Source organism: Ruegeria sp. THAF33 (assembly GCF_009363615.1).
Classification (GTDB): Bacteria; Pseudomonadota; Alphaproteobacteria; order Rhodobacterales; family Rhodobacteraceae; genus Ruegeria.
This window is the reverse complement of the sequence record NZ_CP045385.1, coordinates 218443-232141: the sequence shown is the minus strand read 5'-3', so window position 1 is coordinate 232141 and position 13699 is coordinate 218443. Positions and strand designations below refer to the sequence as shown.

The window sequence follows — 13699 nt, the reverse complement described above, 5'->3', positions numbered from 1 at the left end:
TGACGCGTGGGTCCTGTTGTTGGTACGGACGTGTCATATACCAATGGTCAAGACTGTGAATGAAACGCTACGCTAAAGGTGAGGAACGACGACTGAAGTTGATCCTCGCTGCCGAAACACTTCTGGAAAACGAAGACCTTCCAGATATCACCATGCATCGGATCGCGGCAGAAGCCGATATCCCGTCAGGTTCTGCTTACCACTTTTTCAAGGGGGTCAACGAGGTTTTTGCAGCTGCGGCCGCTCGTTTTGGTGAGCAGTTGATCGAAGAGATAATCGCGCCCTACTCAGGCGCTGCCTTGGAGGATTGGCGTAGCTTGTTCGAACACGCAGCACGCCGAGGCGTCGCTTTGTACCAAAGGAAGCCAGGCTATTGCCGACTTATCTTAGGGAGTACAACGGCACCTACGATCAAGGCTACCGATAGACAAAACGACTTTGAGCTTGGCGTTCAATTCGCCGAGCTCATGGACGGCTACTTTGTGTTGCCCGGCATTGACCAACGCGAATTACGTTTCTTCCATGCAATCGAGATATTTGATCTGTTCCTCAGCCTATCATTTCAGAGGCACGGGGCTCTGACCGCCGAGATGATTGACGATGGGCTTTCTGCATCGATCTCATATTTGCGGCAGTTCATCCCAGATCGCATTCCAAGCCGCGGCGTTTGACAGCCAGATCCTTTCAAGCACTGTACCTTTCACGGTCCACTCAAGAGTTTTGTGAGGCACATATGCAGAATGAACATGCATCTGAGCAACGTGCTCTATGGGCTGCGACCAGCCAACAATGCTTGCCGCAAAGAATGGCCGCATCGAGCCCAAATTTGCAGCTGCTCCGATAACCCGTCGCGACAGCTATGCGAATACTTCAACCTGGTATCCGTTCGGCTAAGTGTGCCAGATTGCCGCTTTTTTCAGTCAATTGTGGAAATAGATTTTCAACCTCTAACTCCCCTTTAGTCACGAGGAGTAGCAAATGAAAGACAACTACGACATCCAGACCGCTCACGCAGCAACTAAGTTTCAACAAAACAAAAACCGACAAGAAAAGTTAAAAAGGCGCAACGGAATTGCAGCAATGGCAGCCTTTGCACCGCTTTGGTCCGCTGCGGACCCACGAAGCAAGCTTTATCAATTCAAGCGTCTCGCTCCACTGTTGTTTTTATCCATACTGATTGTCTTTGTCTGTTTTGAAGCGCTTTCATAGACGCGATTGTCCGTCGTCAGTGGTTTTTGAGAAAGATGGAGCACAGGGATATGTCGCGGAAAACTTTGCCCACAAACGGGGGGAAACCGGGTTCCAGAGAACCAAAGGCATGCGCCACCCTGCCGCATGACCGGCTGTCGCACATCCCTTAACGCCAAAACGGTCACACCTATCTGAGGCTCAAACAAGTCTTCTACAGGTGAAAAATGGACGCGCTTCTGCTGTCCCGTATTCAGTTTGGGGCAAACATATCTTTCCACATTCTCTTCCCGACGATCACAATCGCCTTGGGTTGGGTACTGCTGTTTTTCAAACTGCGCTTCAACACAACCAAAGACACCAAATGGATGGATGCCTACCGCTTTTGGGTGAAGGTATTTGCCTTGTCATTTGCGATGGGTGTGGTCTCGGGTATCACCATGTCTTTTCAGTTTGGCACCAACTGGCCCGGTTTCATGGAGGCCGTAGGCAATATCGCCGGGCCGTTGTTGGCCTATGAGATCCTGACTGCTTTCTTTCTCGAGGCAGTGTTTCTGGGCATCATGCTGTTCGGTTTCTCACGCGTTCCAAACTGGTTGCACACAACCGCGACTTTCCTTGTAGCGTTCGGAACGACTATGTCGGCCTTCTGGATTTTGGTCCTGAACAGCTGGATGCACACGCCCGCCGGGTTCGAGATGCGGGATGGCGTAGCTTTCGCAACCGATTGGTGGGCAATCATATTCAACCCATCTATGCCTTACCGACTGACCCACATGCTGCTGGCCAGCGGCCTGACGGTGGCATTCCTGGTGCTTGGCTTCTCGGCCTTCCGATGGCTGCTCGGAGATCGCGGGCAGGACGTGCGGGCAACCTTTATGACCGGCGCTTGGCTGGGCGCATTGTTGATCCCGGTGCAAATCTTCATGGGAGACATGCACGGGCTGAACACGCTTGAATATCAGCCGCAGAAGGTCGCCGCGATGGAGGGCAATTGGGAGACGAAATCTAACGTACCGCTGGTGCTGTTTGCCATTCCAGACGAAACCGCGCGTGAGAACCAATATGAGGTCAGCATCCCCAACCTCGCTTCGGTCATTCTAACACATAAGGCCGATGGCGTGGTGCCCGGCCTGAATGACTTTGTCGCCGAGGATGGCACAGTTCTACACCCACCCGTTGCACCCGTCTTTTGGTCGTTCCGCATCATGGTCGCTACAGGCATGGCCATGTTGCTGCTCAGCTGGGCGACATTGCTGTTCATGCGGCGCGGGCGCGGGCCTGCGGGAGTGCCCAAACTCATGCAAATCGCATTGGTCCCGATGGCCTTTTCGGGTTGGATCGCAACGTTGGCCGGCTGGTACACAACCGAGATTGGCCGCCAGCCGTGGCTGGTTCATGGCGTGCTGACAACCGAACAAGCCGTGGCTGATGTCCCGGCACCATTGGTGGGCACGACGCTGGCGGCTTACCTGCTGATCTACGTCCTACTTCTCACGGCGTATATCGGCGTGCTGTTTTATTTGGCTCGGAAGGCGGCGCAAGGCGACCAACCCTTCCGGCCAGAGCCAAAATACCCCAAAGCAGTTCCAGCGGAATAAAGGACCATGACCTATTTTGGTGATCCGACACATTGGCTGCCTCTGACGTTCGCTGCGCTTATGGGGCTCTCGATCCTTGTCTACGTGGTTCTGGACGGCTTTGATCTGGGCGTTGGGATACTGTTCCCCTTCGCCGATGAGGCCGAAAAGGACCGAATGGTTGCCTCAATTGGGCCATTCTGGGACGCAAACGAAACGTGGTTGGTGCTTGCGATCGGCATCCTTTTGGTGGCCTTCCCGACCGCACACGGGGTTATCCTGACTTCACTATACTTGCCTGTAGCCATCATGCTGATTGGCCTGATCCTGCGCGGTGTCGCGTTCGAATTCCGGGTCAAAGCCCCGGCGCATCACAAGAGCAGTTGGAATATGGCGTTCTTTACCGGCTCGCTAATGACCGCATTGGCGCAAGGTTTCATGCTGGGCAAATACGTCATGGGGCTGGAAAGCACTTTCGGTACCTGGATCTTCGCCGCTATCACGGCCGTGTTTCTGGCCGTTGGCTATTCGTTCATCGGAGCCTGTTGGGTCATTCTCAAAACCGACGGGGGGCTGCAGCAAAAAGCCGTCGATTGGGCCAAAGGTGGCATCTGGGGGCTGATCACCGGCATCAGCGCTGTGTCACTGGCGACCCCTTGGGTAAGCCAACGCATCTTTGACAAATGGTTTACCTTCCCCGAGTTCTTCCTGCTGCTGCCTCTGCCCCTCATGTCGGGCATTTTGATCGCTTTGCTGTGGTATGCCTTGCGTCACTTGCCAACCCGCAACGACAGTTGGGCCTGGTTCCCTTTTGCGGCGTCTATCACTCTGTTCACACTGGCATTTTTCGGGATGGCGTACAGCTTCTACCCATATGTGGTCCCCGAGCAATTGACGATTTATGAAGCGGCAAGTGCTCCGGAAAGCCTATTCATCATTCTGATAGGGACAGTCTTTGTTTTGCCGGTGATCGCCGGATATACGGTGATGGCTTACACGATCTTTCGGGGCAAGGCGACCGAGTTGCGCTACGACTGAGGGGCGACACTTCCAACTGGTGTCCTCTACTCGTATGCGCCAGGCGAAACCAAGTCTTGCTTTCTCTGGCGACATGATTATTTTGTTTAGCTTCTGGCCAGTTTACTACCGCATGAAATATCCAATCCGTTTTTTGCTCAATTTTTCAGCCGTCAATATCGCCAAAATAAACGGCAAACACGGTTGTTTTGGACCGGCCCGATTTTCCGAAAGCAATCATTGGCGCACCCACAGCGAATTGGGGCTTTGTCCGCGAAGCAGACACTTGTCGGGATTGCGTCAATGACGGCTTCGAGCCCAAAGTGCTCAATGCTGCGCCAACGACGAATGACCGCTTCCAAGATGGAGAGTGTTTGGGGTTGCCTGAAACATCAACCGAAGGTGCGCGGTACGATGATATCGCGATTTGACACGATTTTTTGGGCTTCATCCACGAGGTCTTCAAATGTGGTCAAAACAATACCGCGCATCCAGACAAGGGCCGGGTCCGCGTCCAGCTCCGCATTCCAGATGACACGAAAGACAAGATCGGGCATCGGTTCGGGCGGTTCCAGGACTTGCAGGTCGTCGCCAGCGCGGCCCTCCAGCAAGACTAACGCAACGAAGTTTCCCAACATGTTTGTGTCGTTCAGCGCCGATGCGATTCCGGACCAGCTGGCCGCGTGAAATCCAATGCGGCGCTTCAGACCAAGATGGGCAAGATGCTCTTCGACCGTACCGTGGATGGCGGCCGGAATGCGCACAACGGCATGCGGCCATCGCATCCAGCTGTCCAAGCTCCAGTCATTTGTCGCCGGGTGGCCCCGCCGCGCCAGAACATAACGTTTCATCGGTTTCAGGACTTTTGCCTTCAGACCTTCAGGCAAGGGAAAGTTGGCGTTTCCAAATGCGATATCCACTTCACCCTTGATGATCTGATCCATGGTATCTTTGGAATAGGGTTGCCATGCCAATGCCGCATCCGGTGCTTCTGCCTGCATGCGCGAGACAACTCCAGAGGCGATGCAATTCAGCGCCGGTCCTGCCATGCGAAAGGTCCGGGAGCAGGTCATGGGTTCGAAGGGGGCGGGCGCCTGCACCACGCGTTCGATCCGTGACAGGATCGGTCGGATCTCGCGATACAGGGCCTCGGCCCGCGGGCTTGGTTTCATAATGCCACCGGCGCGCACCAGCAATGGGTCATCCAGTTGTTCGCGCAATCGCCCAAGCGCGTGACTCACGGCCGAGGGTGTTCGGCCGAGCTGTTCGGCGGCCCGGTTCACGCTGCCCTCTTCCATCAGGACCCGGAAGACGAGGAGCAGGTTCAGGTCGAGGTTCTTGATCTGAATTTCATTCATCTGGACTGAAAACTATTTGCTGGAGTGATGCTGCCTACCCTCATACTCAGAAGAAAACGCACTGAAATGCAATCGCAACCTGAAGGAAATTCACGATGCCGTTCTCCCTTCCGAACCTCCGGACGTTTCTGATCGATCCTGCGCCGCGTCTGTTACTTGGCGGCATATTTCTGATGGGGGCGTTGGACGGATTTGCGTTCATTTTCACTGGCGCACACCTGATACATCCGCCGACCTCTTCCGCCGGGCTTGCGCTTGAAGCGGCGCTCAAGGAGGCCGGATTTCTCTGGCCATTGATGAAAGGTGTCGAACTGGCAGGTGCGCTTCTTCTTCTGTCCAACCGGGCCCCGGCACTGGGGTTGGCCCTGCTGGCACCGATAATGGCCGTTATCGTTCTGTTTCATGCCACCCTCAATCCCGGAGGACTCCCGCTCGCATTTGTCCTGATCGTTTGCGGAATCCTGATCCTATGGGTCCAACGCTCAAGGTTCGCGGTTCTTTTTGAGACAGGTACGCCGAGGGCACAGACCCGTCCCGTTCCCGCTATCACCTGAGATCTTTCAACAAGGAGAAGACCAATGCCCAGAGTTATTGCAATGCATGATGTGGACGATGTCGAACACTGGCTTTCATCCCCCAAGCGCGATGAAATCTTCAAGGAGGTTGCCTTCGACATGGTGACTTTCGTCCATCCGACAGAGCCCAATAAGGTCGGCCTGTCCGCCAACATCCCAGATCTGGACAAGTTTTTCGAGATCAACAACGGACCAGTCGGCCAGGCGGCGATGAAACACGATGGTGTCCATGCCGACACAATTGTTGTCATGCTCGAAGCTTAGCGTCTTTCAGTTATCAGACCGGTATACCGCGCCAGTCCTGCCATTCGTCTAAGCGAGATGAATGGCAGGATTGTCCGCATTTCGGATTTTGCAAAGCCCGACGATGATTGTCCGCTTCGGGCTGCGACCCGCCGATGTTGCGCATATAAGAGAAAAGCGGGAGTAGCTTAGAATAACGTGTTTGTTGTGTCACTGGAGAGTGCGCAGTGACGTGACCGTAGATGTTTAAGTGAGTTTCAGGACTGAATCATCGTCAAAGCGGATCGGTCTACACGCCAGTTTCACGCCTTCCGGCCTCATTCGTCTTGTAGCACCGAGCCCTCTTCGGGGCGGAGAAGTAAAGACAATACTCGGCGGTGAATACGATCTAGATCGTAATCGGTTAGTTCTAAACCCTCAGTCATCCGCGCTTTGAATGATTGAAAGTCTCCGCGAGTAATCTCGTCACGGTTTTTGTCGTCTCCGGCAAGTTGCTGCGCGAGTTTTTCCTTTCGGAAGTCCAGGAGAAAACGGGAAAATCGAGCGTTCAATTCGGAGTATTGAGGGGACTCCTCGATAGGCGATTTGTTTTTCATCAATTAGGTATCCGATAGCCATGGAACTGCCCGGGCGGTTTTGCTGGGCAAGTACAACATTCTGGTCAGCTTTTGCGTGTGACGCGTATGAGACGATTTGGTTCCATGGCCACAGTCTTGAGATTTTCAGGTTTTGGTCAATAGCGCGAATGTTATCGATGGTCGCCCAACGCAGAACAGCCTCAAAACTCTACAGGAATCTTTTTTATTTTTTTCAAAGCCTTAAGAATCTGTGGGCATTAAAGACCGTTCAAATGGGCGCAAAATTCAACCTTATGGGCTATTTATGCCCACCCAAACAGAAACCCCACCCCCCGTCTCAGCCACATTTCGAATGCCCGCAGCTGCGGCATGTCATGCAGCCCTCGATCATCACCATGTCATACTGGCCGCAGGACGGGCAGGCCTTCCCGCGGGGGGCGTCCATGTTGACCACCTGCGCCTGCGGGTCGGATTTCAGCCCCATCCCTTCGCCCTCGAGGAACCCGATCGCGATCATGTGCTGCTCGATCACGCCACCGATCGCCGCCAGTATCGAAGGGATATACTTGCCCTGCACCCAAGCCCCGCCGCGCGGATCGAACACGGCCTTGAGTTCTTCGACCACGAAAGACACGTCACCACCGCGCCGGAACACGGCCGAGATCATCCGGGTCAGGGCCAGCGTCCAGGCGTAATGCTCCATGTTCTTCGAGTTGATGAACACCTCGAACGGACGACGCCGGCCGCCGATGACGATATCGTTGATGGTCAGATAGATCGCGTGTTCGCTGTCGGGCCATTTCAGCTTGTAGGTCGAACCCTCAAGCGATTGCGGCCGGTCCAGCGGTTCGGACATGTAGATGACATCGCCGCCATCCACCTCGTGCGGCGCATCCGCACTTTCACCCGGCACCTTGTCGTCGCTTTCCGAGACGGTCAGCACCGAGCCGGTCACATCATTCGGGCGATAGGTGGTGCAGCCTTTGCAGCCCTGATCCCAGGCCTGCATATACACGTCCTTGAAGGCGTCGAACGAGATGTCCTCGGGGCAGTTGATCGTCTTCGAGATCGAGCTGTCGATCCATTTCTGTGCCGCGGCCTGCATCTTGACGTGATCGGACGGGGACAGGGTTTGCGCGTTCACGAAATAGTCCGGCAGTTCTGTGTCACCGAACTTGTCGCGCCACATCTGAACGGCATAGTCCACCACCTCTTCCTCGGTCCGCGAGCCGTCCTTCTGCAAGACCTTGCGGGTGTAGGCATAGGCAAAAACCGGCTCGATCCCCGACGACACGTTGCCGGCGTAGAGAGAGATCGTCCCAGTGGGCGCGATCGAGGTCAGCAGCGCGTTTCGGATGCCGTGCTCGCGGATCGCATCACGCACATCCTCATCCATCTGCTGCATCGTGCCGCTGGCCAGGTATTTCTCGGCATCGAACAGGGGAAACGCCCCTTTTTCCTTGGCCAAGTCGACCGACGCCAGATACGCGGCGCGGGCGATCGCGTGCAACCAGCGCTCGGTCTGACGCGCCGCCTCGTCCGAGCCATAACGCAGGCCCAGCATCAACAGCGCATCCGCCAGCCCGGTCACGCCCAGCCCGATGCGGCGCTTGTCCTGCGCTTCAGCCTCTTGTTCGGCCAGTGGGAATTTTGACACATCAACGACATTGTCCATCATCCGGACAGCCGTGGCGACAAGTTCTTGAAGGGCCTCTTCATTCAAACGGGCTTTTGCCTCAAACGGTTCAACCACCAAACGCGCCAGATTGATCGAACCCAACAAGCAGGCGCCATAGGGCGGCAGAGGCTGCTCGCCACACGGATTGGTGGCTGCGATAGTCTCAACATAGCTGAGGTTGTTGGCCTGATTGATGCGGTCGATGAAGATCACGCCCGGCTCGGCATAGTCATAGGTCGCCTGCATGATCTTGTTCCACAGATCACGCGCCTGAACGGTGTGATAGACCTTATCGCCAAACACCAGCTCCCACGGGCCATCGGCTTTGACCGCCTCCATGAAAGGATCAGATACCAGCACCGACATGTTGAACATGCGCAGACGGGCCGGGTCGGACTTGGCGGTGATAAACTGTTCGATATCGGGGTGGTCGCAGCGCATGGTCGCCATCATCGCCCCACGGCGCGAGCCTGCGGACATGATCGTGCGGCACATCGCATCCCAGACATCCATGAAGCTCAGCGGGCCCGAGGCATCTGCCGCGACGCCTTTAACATCTGTACCGCGCGGTCGGATGGTCGAGAAATCATACCCGATCCCCCCGCCCTGCTGCATGGTCAGCGCGGCCTCTTTCAGCATATCGAAAATGCCGCCCATGCTGTCAGGCACGGTGCCCATGACGAAGCAGTTGAACAGAGTCACCTGCCGCGCGGTACCCGCACCCGCCGTGATCCGCCCGGCTGGCAGGTATTTGAAATCCTCCAGCGCCTGATAGAACTCTTCTTCCCAATGCGCAGGGTCTTTTTCGACCCGCGCCAGATCGCGGGCAATACGTCGCCAACTGTCTTCGACCGTCTGATCGATGGGTGTGCCGTCCGCCTGTTTAAAGCGGTATTTCATATCCCAGATCTGCTCGGCGATGGGGGCGGCAAAGCGGCTCATTGGTGATTCCCTGTGCTGAAAGAGGTATCCAGACTACCTCAAATCACATGGGCACCACAACACCTTGATGACAACTGGAACCAAGCTACAATATAAAGATGATCCTCGGGACGACTCTGTGGGAAAGCTGTGGATAATTACGTAAACCTCATAAAACTTTCGGTCGGGTCGGAAAGCGTCGACACGCTGATGGCCTGGCAGGACAGCTATTGCCAGCGGTTCGCCGATGGCCTTCCACGCCACGTCACCCGCATGTGGCCCAAGCGCGAAGCCGAAATTCTGAACGGCGGATCGATCTATTGGGTCATCAAGGGCGTAATCCAGTGTCGCCAAAGGATCCTGCGGCTGGATGAAGTGATCGGAGACGATGGTATCCGCCGCTGTGCCATTGTGCTGGACCCCAAGCTGCACCGCACCCAGAACGCCCTGAAACGCCCGTTTCAGGGATGGCGTTATCTCAAGCCTGAAGATACCCCTGCCGATTTGCCCAAAAACCGCGAGCAGGACGATGCCCTGCCCGATGATCTGAACCGCGCCCTGGCAGAAATAGGTGTGCTGTAGTTACCGCAACCGATCCAGCAGTTCGGACAGAACCGCTTTTTCTGTCGGATCATATTTTGCAACGCGACTGCGCCACAGCGTGGCCTGTGATTGCAGGATCAGACCGTCCGAGAGGATCTTCAGGTGGTTCGCGCGCAGGGTCTCTCCGGTCGAGGTGATGTCGGCAATTGCTTCAGCGGTTTCATTCATCACCGTGCCTTCAGTCGCGCCCTGACTGTCGACCAGCGTATAATCGGCCACGCCCGCGTCTGTCAGGAATTCCCGAACCAGACGGTGGTACTTGGTGGCGATCCGCAGCCGGTGGCCATGGGTTTTGCGAAACGCAGCTGCTGCCGCGTCCAGATCATCAAGCGTATCGACATCGACCCAACATGCCGGGATTGCGATGATCAGATCAGCCTTGCCGAATCCAAGCTGCGAAACCTCTTCAACCTGCTGTTCCCAGCGCGGCAGTTTCTCGTGCACCAGATCGATCCCGGTGACGCCCAGATGAATCCGCCCCGCCGCCAGTTCACGCGGGATTTCCCCCGCCGACAGCAGGATCAGAGAGACACCGTCGATCCCTTCGACCTTGCCCGCATATTCCCGGTCCGACCCGCTGCGTGACAAGGTGATGCCGCGTTTTTCGAACCACGAGAAGGTCTTTTCCATCAACCGGCCCTTCGAGGGCACACCCAGTTTCAGGCTCATACAGCACCCTCCTCGATCTCCAGCATCAGGTCGGGGCGCAACACGCCGCCGACAGCCGGGATTTCGTCTCCGCGGCCCAATTGCCGTGTCAGCGCGTCATAGCGCCCGCCCGTGGCGATCGGAGGCAGGTCAGGCCGACCTTCTGCGTAAAACCCAAAAACAAAACCATCGTAGTATTCCATCGATGTCCGGCCATAGGCGGCCTCGAAATCCAACCGCTCGACATCGACGCCACGTGCTTGCAGCGCAGCCACGCGCGCTTCCAACCGGTCCAAGGCGGGCGTGATCTGGGGCAGATCCACCGCCACGTCGCGCAGCTGTTCCAGCGCAAATGGCATGGTCTCGCGCACATTCAGCAACGTTTCCAGCCCGGCCAGTTCATTGTCGGAAATCGGCGGCGTATCGCGGTCTTCGCGCAGGGCTTCGATGCGCGCTGCGATTTCGGCCTTGCGGCGCTTGCCGATCATTGGGGCATCAAACGCCATCGGATCGGCAGCGTCCAGCAGCGCGGCGCGCCCTTCCGAGGGCGCCTTGCGACCCGCAAACCGATCCAGCAAGACACGGAATCGGCGCGGTCTCCACAGGTGCCGCATCAGGGCGGCCTTGCGACGCTCGGTCGTGCGCAGCCCTTCGACCGCAGCGGTGAGGATACCGATATCCCCGGTTGCCGCGCGCAGGGGCAGCCCGCGCAACTGAAGCGCCATCAGCGAAAACACCTCGGCATCGGCCCCGGCCGGATCGTCACGGTCAAAGACCTCGTATCCCACCTGGATGTATTCATTGGCGCGGTCGGGGTCATGCTCCTGACGGCGGAACACCTCACCCGAATAGGTATAGCGCGCCGGTTCGGCCCCGTCGCGCATGTGCATCTGCACCACCGGCAGGGTGAAATCCGGGCGCAGCATCTGTTCGCCGCGCAGCGCGTCCGAGGTGACATAGGCGCGCGCGCGGATATCCTCGCCGTAGAGGTCCAGCAGCGTCTCGGCCGATTGCAGCAGCGGCGGGTCGACGACCTGCGCCCCGGCGGCCTCGAAGCGCACGCGCATCATCGCGGCCTGGGCCTGGATCTGGGATCGGTTGGGCATGGCTCAGTCCTGACTGTCCAGAATCTCGCGCACCTTGGCGACAAGATCGCTGCGCGGCACCTCGAACTGGCTGGGGCGTTCCTTCCATTCCTCGAGCGTGGCGCTTTCGGCAATCTTGGCCCCCAGGATCAGGTCCTTGATCTGCACGATGCATTTGGCTTTTTCGTCGCCGCCCTCGATCACTGCAATCGGAGAATTCCGCTTGTCCGCATATTTCAGCTGGTTGCCAAAATTCTTGGGATTGCCCAGATAGACCTCGGCCCGGATGCCGGCATTGCGCAGCTCGGCCACCATCGCCTGATAGTCGGCCATGCGGTCGCGGTCCATTACGGTCACGACCACAGGGCCGGTGGCCTGAGCACTGATCCGGCCCTTTTCGCGCAACGCGGCGAGCAGGCGATCAACGCCGATGGAGATGCCTGTCGCAGGTACTTCCTGCCCGGTAAAGCGCTTGACCAGATCGTCATAACGGCCGCCGCCCGAGACCGAGCCGAACTGCCGCTTGCGGCCTTTCTCATCAAAGATCTCGAAGGTCAGTTCGGCCTCATAGACCGGCCCGGTATAATACCCCAGACCGCGCACGACCGAGGGATCGATCTGGATGCGATCAGCGCCATAGCCGCCCGCGGCCAGCAACTCGCCGATCTGTTCCAATTCCGTAATTCCTTCGGCGCCGATCTTGCTGTCACCCACGGCCGCACGCAGGTTGGCCAGCGTTCCAGCGGCATCATCAGCCTTGGAGGTCAGGAAAGCGATCACCGGGTCGGCCTGATCTTCGGACAGGTCCACACCGTCGATGAACGCGCCCGAGGCATCAAGCCGGCCTTTGGTCAGCAACTCGCGCACGCCCTGCTCGCCCACCTTGTCGAACTTGTCGATGGTGCGCAGAACGTTGTCACGGGCGGCTGCGTCTTCGCCCAAACCCATCGCTTCGAGCACGCCGTTCAAAACCTTGCGGTTGTTGACCCGGACCAGATAATCGCCGCGAGGAATGCCCACGGTTTCCAGCGTATCCGACAGCATCGCGCAGATTTCGGCATCGGCGGCCATGCTGGCCGTCCCCACCGTATCCGCATCACACTGATAGAACTGACGGTACCGCCCCGGCCCCGGCTTTTCGTTGCGCCAGACCGGACCCATCGCACAGCGGCGGTAGGGCGTGGGCAGATCGTTGCGGTGCTGGGCATAGACCCGAGCCAAAGGTGCTGTCAGATCATAGCGCAGCGCCATCCAATCGCCGTTGCCGCCCTCGTCAAACTCCTGCCAGGCGAACACGCCTTCGTTCGGGCGATCCACATCAGGCAGGAACTTGCCCAGCGCCTCGACGGTCTCGACCGCACTGCTTTCAAGCGCGTCGAACCCGTAACGATGATACACGCCCGCAATCGTCCGCAGCATCTCGGTGCGCTGCGTGACTTCCTCGCCGAAATAGTCGCGGAACCCTTTCGGCGTGACGGCCTTGGGGCGGGGCTGTTTCTTGGGCTTGGCCATGTGGGGCGTCCTTGGGAGTGTCCTTGTTCCGCGCGCGGTCTATCCCATGGTCCGCATCGGGGCAAGGCGCGCTTTCTCTGGCCTTGGGCCGACTGTGTCGCTATGACCAGCGCAAGACAGGAGTTCCCCATGCAGCATCTGGAAGAAGAGATCGCCCATCTGACCCGTACCGTGGACGAACTGAACACGGTCGTCACCAGACAACAGTCGGAAATCGACCGGCTGACCCAACGGGTTGAAATGCTGTTGCAGCGCGAAGCAGAACGGGCGCAGGAAGGTTCAGGCGGCGTTGTCTTTGGTGACGAACGACCGCCTCACTATTGATGATTTAAAGCCCAAGCGTCGATTTTACCGCGTTGTCCACAACGCCTCCCAACAGGGCGTTTTCGTCCCCGGTGCAGCCCTCTTTCAAGGCGGCCACAAATGTTTCTCTCAGAGCCGCCTTTTCCTCATCCGAAGTCGCGTGGGCTTCGATGTCAACCTGACGGTTGTAAAGCGAAAGGGCCGTCATCTTCCCAACGACGTCCAGAATGTACTCTTCGTTCCCATCAGCCTCTTCGATAACAGAGGTGCAGGTGTGATACATCAGCGGCAGCGCGTCCTGCATCATCTGTTCGGCTTCCTCGTCGGCAAGGGCCAATCCGGGCGCTGCAAGCATTAAGGCGGTGGCGGCTGGCTTAAGCAAATTCGTCCTCATCCGGGTGCTCCTCCGC

15 protein-coding genes are annotated in these 13699 nt (G+C 57.4%); 8 read left to right on the top strand and 7 right to left on the bottom strand.

Annotation, left to right across the window (positions count from 1 at the left end):
- The first annotated feature begins 59 nt into the window (after positions 1-59).
- The 4 genes from FIU92_RS18305 (at position 60) to FIU92_RS18290 (ending at position 3806) form a co-directional block, all read left to right on the top strand.
- Positions 60-671 (top strand): TetR/AcrR family transcriptional regulator, encoded by a 612-nt coding sequence (locus FIU92_RS18305; RefSeq protein WP_152460156.1) that lies wholly within the window; start codon positions 60-62, stop codon positions 669-671.
- Between the two features lie 307 nt (positions 672-978).
- Positions 979-1209: a hypothetical protein gene (locus FIU92_RS18300; protein WP_152460155.1), complete on the top strand. Its 231-nt coding sequence runs from the start codon at positions 979-981 to the stop codon at positions 1207-1209.
- A 206-nt stretch (positions 1210-1415) separates the two neighbouring features.
- The gene (locus FIU92_RS18295; RefSeq protein WP_152460154.1) at positions 1416-2789 is read left to right on the top strand and encodes a cytochrome ubiquinol oxidase subunit I; all 1374 of its coding nucleotides are present in this window, start codon (positions 1416-1418) and stop codon (positions 2787-2789) included.
- A gap of 6 nt (positions 2790-2795) precedes the next feature.
- Positions 2796-3806, top strand: coding sequence for a cytochrome d ubiquinol oxidase subunit II (locus tag FIU92_RS18290; protein ID WP_152460153.1), 1011 nt, complete (start codon positions 2796-2798; stop codon positions 3804-3806).
- A 371-nt stretch (positions 3807-4177) separates the two neighbouring features.
- Here the strand turns inward: FIU92_RS18290 and FIU92_RS18285 are convergent, their stop codons facing one another.
- Complete coding sequence (locus FIU92_RS18285) at positions 4178-5143, bottom strand: LysR family transcriptional regulator (RefSeq protein ID WP_152460152.1); 966 nt, start codon at positions 5141-5143, stop codon at positions 4178-4180.
- A 95-nt stretch (positions 5144-5238) separates the two neighbouring features.
- On the opposite strand from FIU92_RS18285, the gene FIU92_RS18280 reads away from it, so the two are divergent.
- Positions 5239-5697, top strand: coding sequence for a DoxX family protein (locus FIU92_RS18280; protein ID WP_152460151.1), 459 nt, complete (start codon positions 5239-5241; stop codon positions 5695-5697).
- 24 nt (positions 5698-5721) lie between these two features.
- On the top strand, positions 5722-5982 hold the full coding sequence (locus tag FIU92_RS18275; RefSeq protein ID WP_152460150.1) for a hypothetical protein: 261 nt from the start codon (positions 5722-5724) through the stop codon (positions 5980-5982).
- Positions 5983-6278: 296 nt separating this feature from the next.
- On the opposite strand, the gene FIU92_RS18270 is transcribed toward FIU92_RS18275, so the two are convergent.
- Together FIU92_RS18270 and FIU92_RS18265 are read right to left on the bottom strand one after the other, a co-directional pair.
- Positions 6279-6557, bottom strand: coding sequence for a hypothetical protein (locus tag FIU92_RS18270; RefSeq protein ID WP_152460149.1), 279 nt, complete (start codon positions 6555-6557; stop codon positions 6279-6281).
- A 319-nt stretch (positions 6558-6876) separates the two neighbouring features.
- Positions 6877-9159 (bottom strand): adenosylcobalamin-dependent ribonucleoside-diphosphate reductase, encoded by a 2283-nt coding sequence (locus FIU92_RS18265; protein ID WP_152460148.1) that lies wholly within the window; start codon positions 9157-9159, stop codon positions 6877-6879.
- A 129-nt stretch (positions 9160-9288) separates the two neighbouring features.
- Between FIU92_RS18265 and FIU92_RS18260 the strand changes: the two genes are divergently transcribed.
- Entirely contained in the window at positions 9289-9720 is a 432-nt protein-coding gene (locus FIU92_RS18260) for a DUF1489 family protein (protein WP_152460147.1), read from the top strand.
- On the opposite strand, the gene hisG is transcribed toward FIU92_RS18260, so the two are convergent.
- From hisG to hisS, 3 genes are read right to left on the bottom strand one after another with little or no spacing between them, the layout of a single operon-like run.
- Positions 9721-10410 carry an ATP phosphoribosyltransferase gene (gene hisG, locus FIU92_RS18255; protein ID WP_152460146.1) on the bottom strand — a complete coding sequence of 230 codons (690 nt, stop codon included), beginning with the start codon at positions 10408-10410 and terminating at the stop codon, positions 9721-9723.
- Positions 10407-11495, bottom strand: a complete 1089-nt coding sequence (locus tag FIU92_RS18250) for an ATP phosphoribosyltransferase regulatory subunit (protein WP_152460145.1) — start codon at positions 11493-11495, stop codon at positions 10407-10409. Before FIU92_RS18250 ends, hisG begins: the two co-directional genes overlap by 4 nt.
- Positions 11496-11498: 3 nt before the next feature.
- Positions 11499-12986, bottom strand: coding sequence for a histidine--tRNA ligase (gene hisS, locus FIU92_RS18245; protein ID WP_152460144.1), 1488 nt, complete (start codon positions 12984-12986; stop codon positions 11499-11501).
- Between the two features lie 129 nt (positions 12987-13115).
- Between hisS and FIU92_RS18240 the strand changes: the two genes are divergently transcribed.
- Positions 13116-13310, top strand: a complete 195-nt coding sequence (locus FIU92_RS18240; protein WP_152460143.1) for a SlyX family protein — start codon at positions 13116-13118, stop codon at positions 13308-13310.
- A gap of 4 nt (positions 13311-13314) precedes the next feature.
- Here FIU92_RS18240 and FIU92_RS18235 read toward each other — a convergent pair whose 3' ends face one another.
- Complete coding sequence (locus tag FIU92_RS18235; protein ID WP_253283557.1) at positions 13315-13683, bottom strand: hypothetical protein; 369 nt, start codon at positions 13681-13683, stop codon at positions 13315-13317.
- Positions 13684-13699 lie beyond the last annotated feature (16 nt).

Coding starts and splice junctions, on each gene's coding strand:
- FIU92_RS18290 (WP_152460153.1), top strand. CDS start 2,796: ATGACCTATTTTGGTGATCCGACACATTGGCTGCCTCTGACGTTCGCT.
- FIU92_RS18250 (WP_152460145.1), bottom strand. CDS start 11,495: ATGCCCAACCGATCCCAGATCCAGGCCCAGGCCGCGATGATGCGCGTG.
- FIU92_RS18305 (WP_152460156.1), top strand. CDS start 60: ATGAAACGCTACGCTAAAGGTGAGGAACGACGACTGAAGTTGATCCTC.
- FIU92_RS18235 (WP_253283557.1), bottom strand. CDS start 13,683: ATGAGGACGAATTTGCTTAAGCCAGCCGCCACCGCCTTAATGCTTGCA.
- FIU92_RS18240 (WP_152460143.1), top strand. CDS start 13,116: ATGCAGCATCTGGAAGAAGAGATCGCCCATCTGACCCGTACCGTGGAC.
- FIU92_RS18275 (WP_152460150.1), top strand. CDS start 5,722: ATGCCCAGAGTTATTGCAATGCATGATGTGGACGATGTCGAACACTGG.
- FIU92_RS18265 (WP_152460148.1), bottom strand. CDS start 9,159: ATGAGCCGCTTTGCCGCCCCCATCGCCGAGCAGATCTGGGATATGAAA.
- FIU92_RS18300 (WP_152460155.1), top strand. CDS start 979: ATGAAAGACAACTACGACATCCAGACCGCTCACGCAGCAACTAAGTTT.
- FIU92_RS18270 (WP_152460149.1), bottom strand. CDS start 6,557: ATGAAAAACAAATCGCCTATCGAGGAGTCCCCTCAATACTCCGAATTG.
- FIU92_RS18285 (WP_152460152.1), bottom strand. CDS start 5,143: ATGAATGAAATTCAGATCAAGAACCTCGACCTGAACCTGCTCCTCGTC.
- hisG (WP_152460146.1), bottom strand. CDS start 10,410: ATGAGCCTGAAACTGGGTGTGCCCTCGAAGGGCCGGTTGATGGAAAAG.
- FIU92_RS18295 (WP_152460154.1), top strand. CDS start 1,416: ATGGACGCGCTTCTGCTGTCCCGTATTCAGTTTGGGGCAAACATATCT.
- hisS (WP_152460144.1), bottom strand. CDS start 12,986: ATGGCCAAGCCCAAGAAACAGCCCCGCCCCAAGGCCGTCACGCCGAAA.
- FIU92_RS18280 (WP_152460151.1), top strand. CDS start 5,239: ATGCCGTTCTCCCTTCCGAACCTCCGGACGTTTCTGATCGATCCTGCG.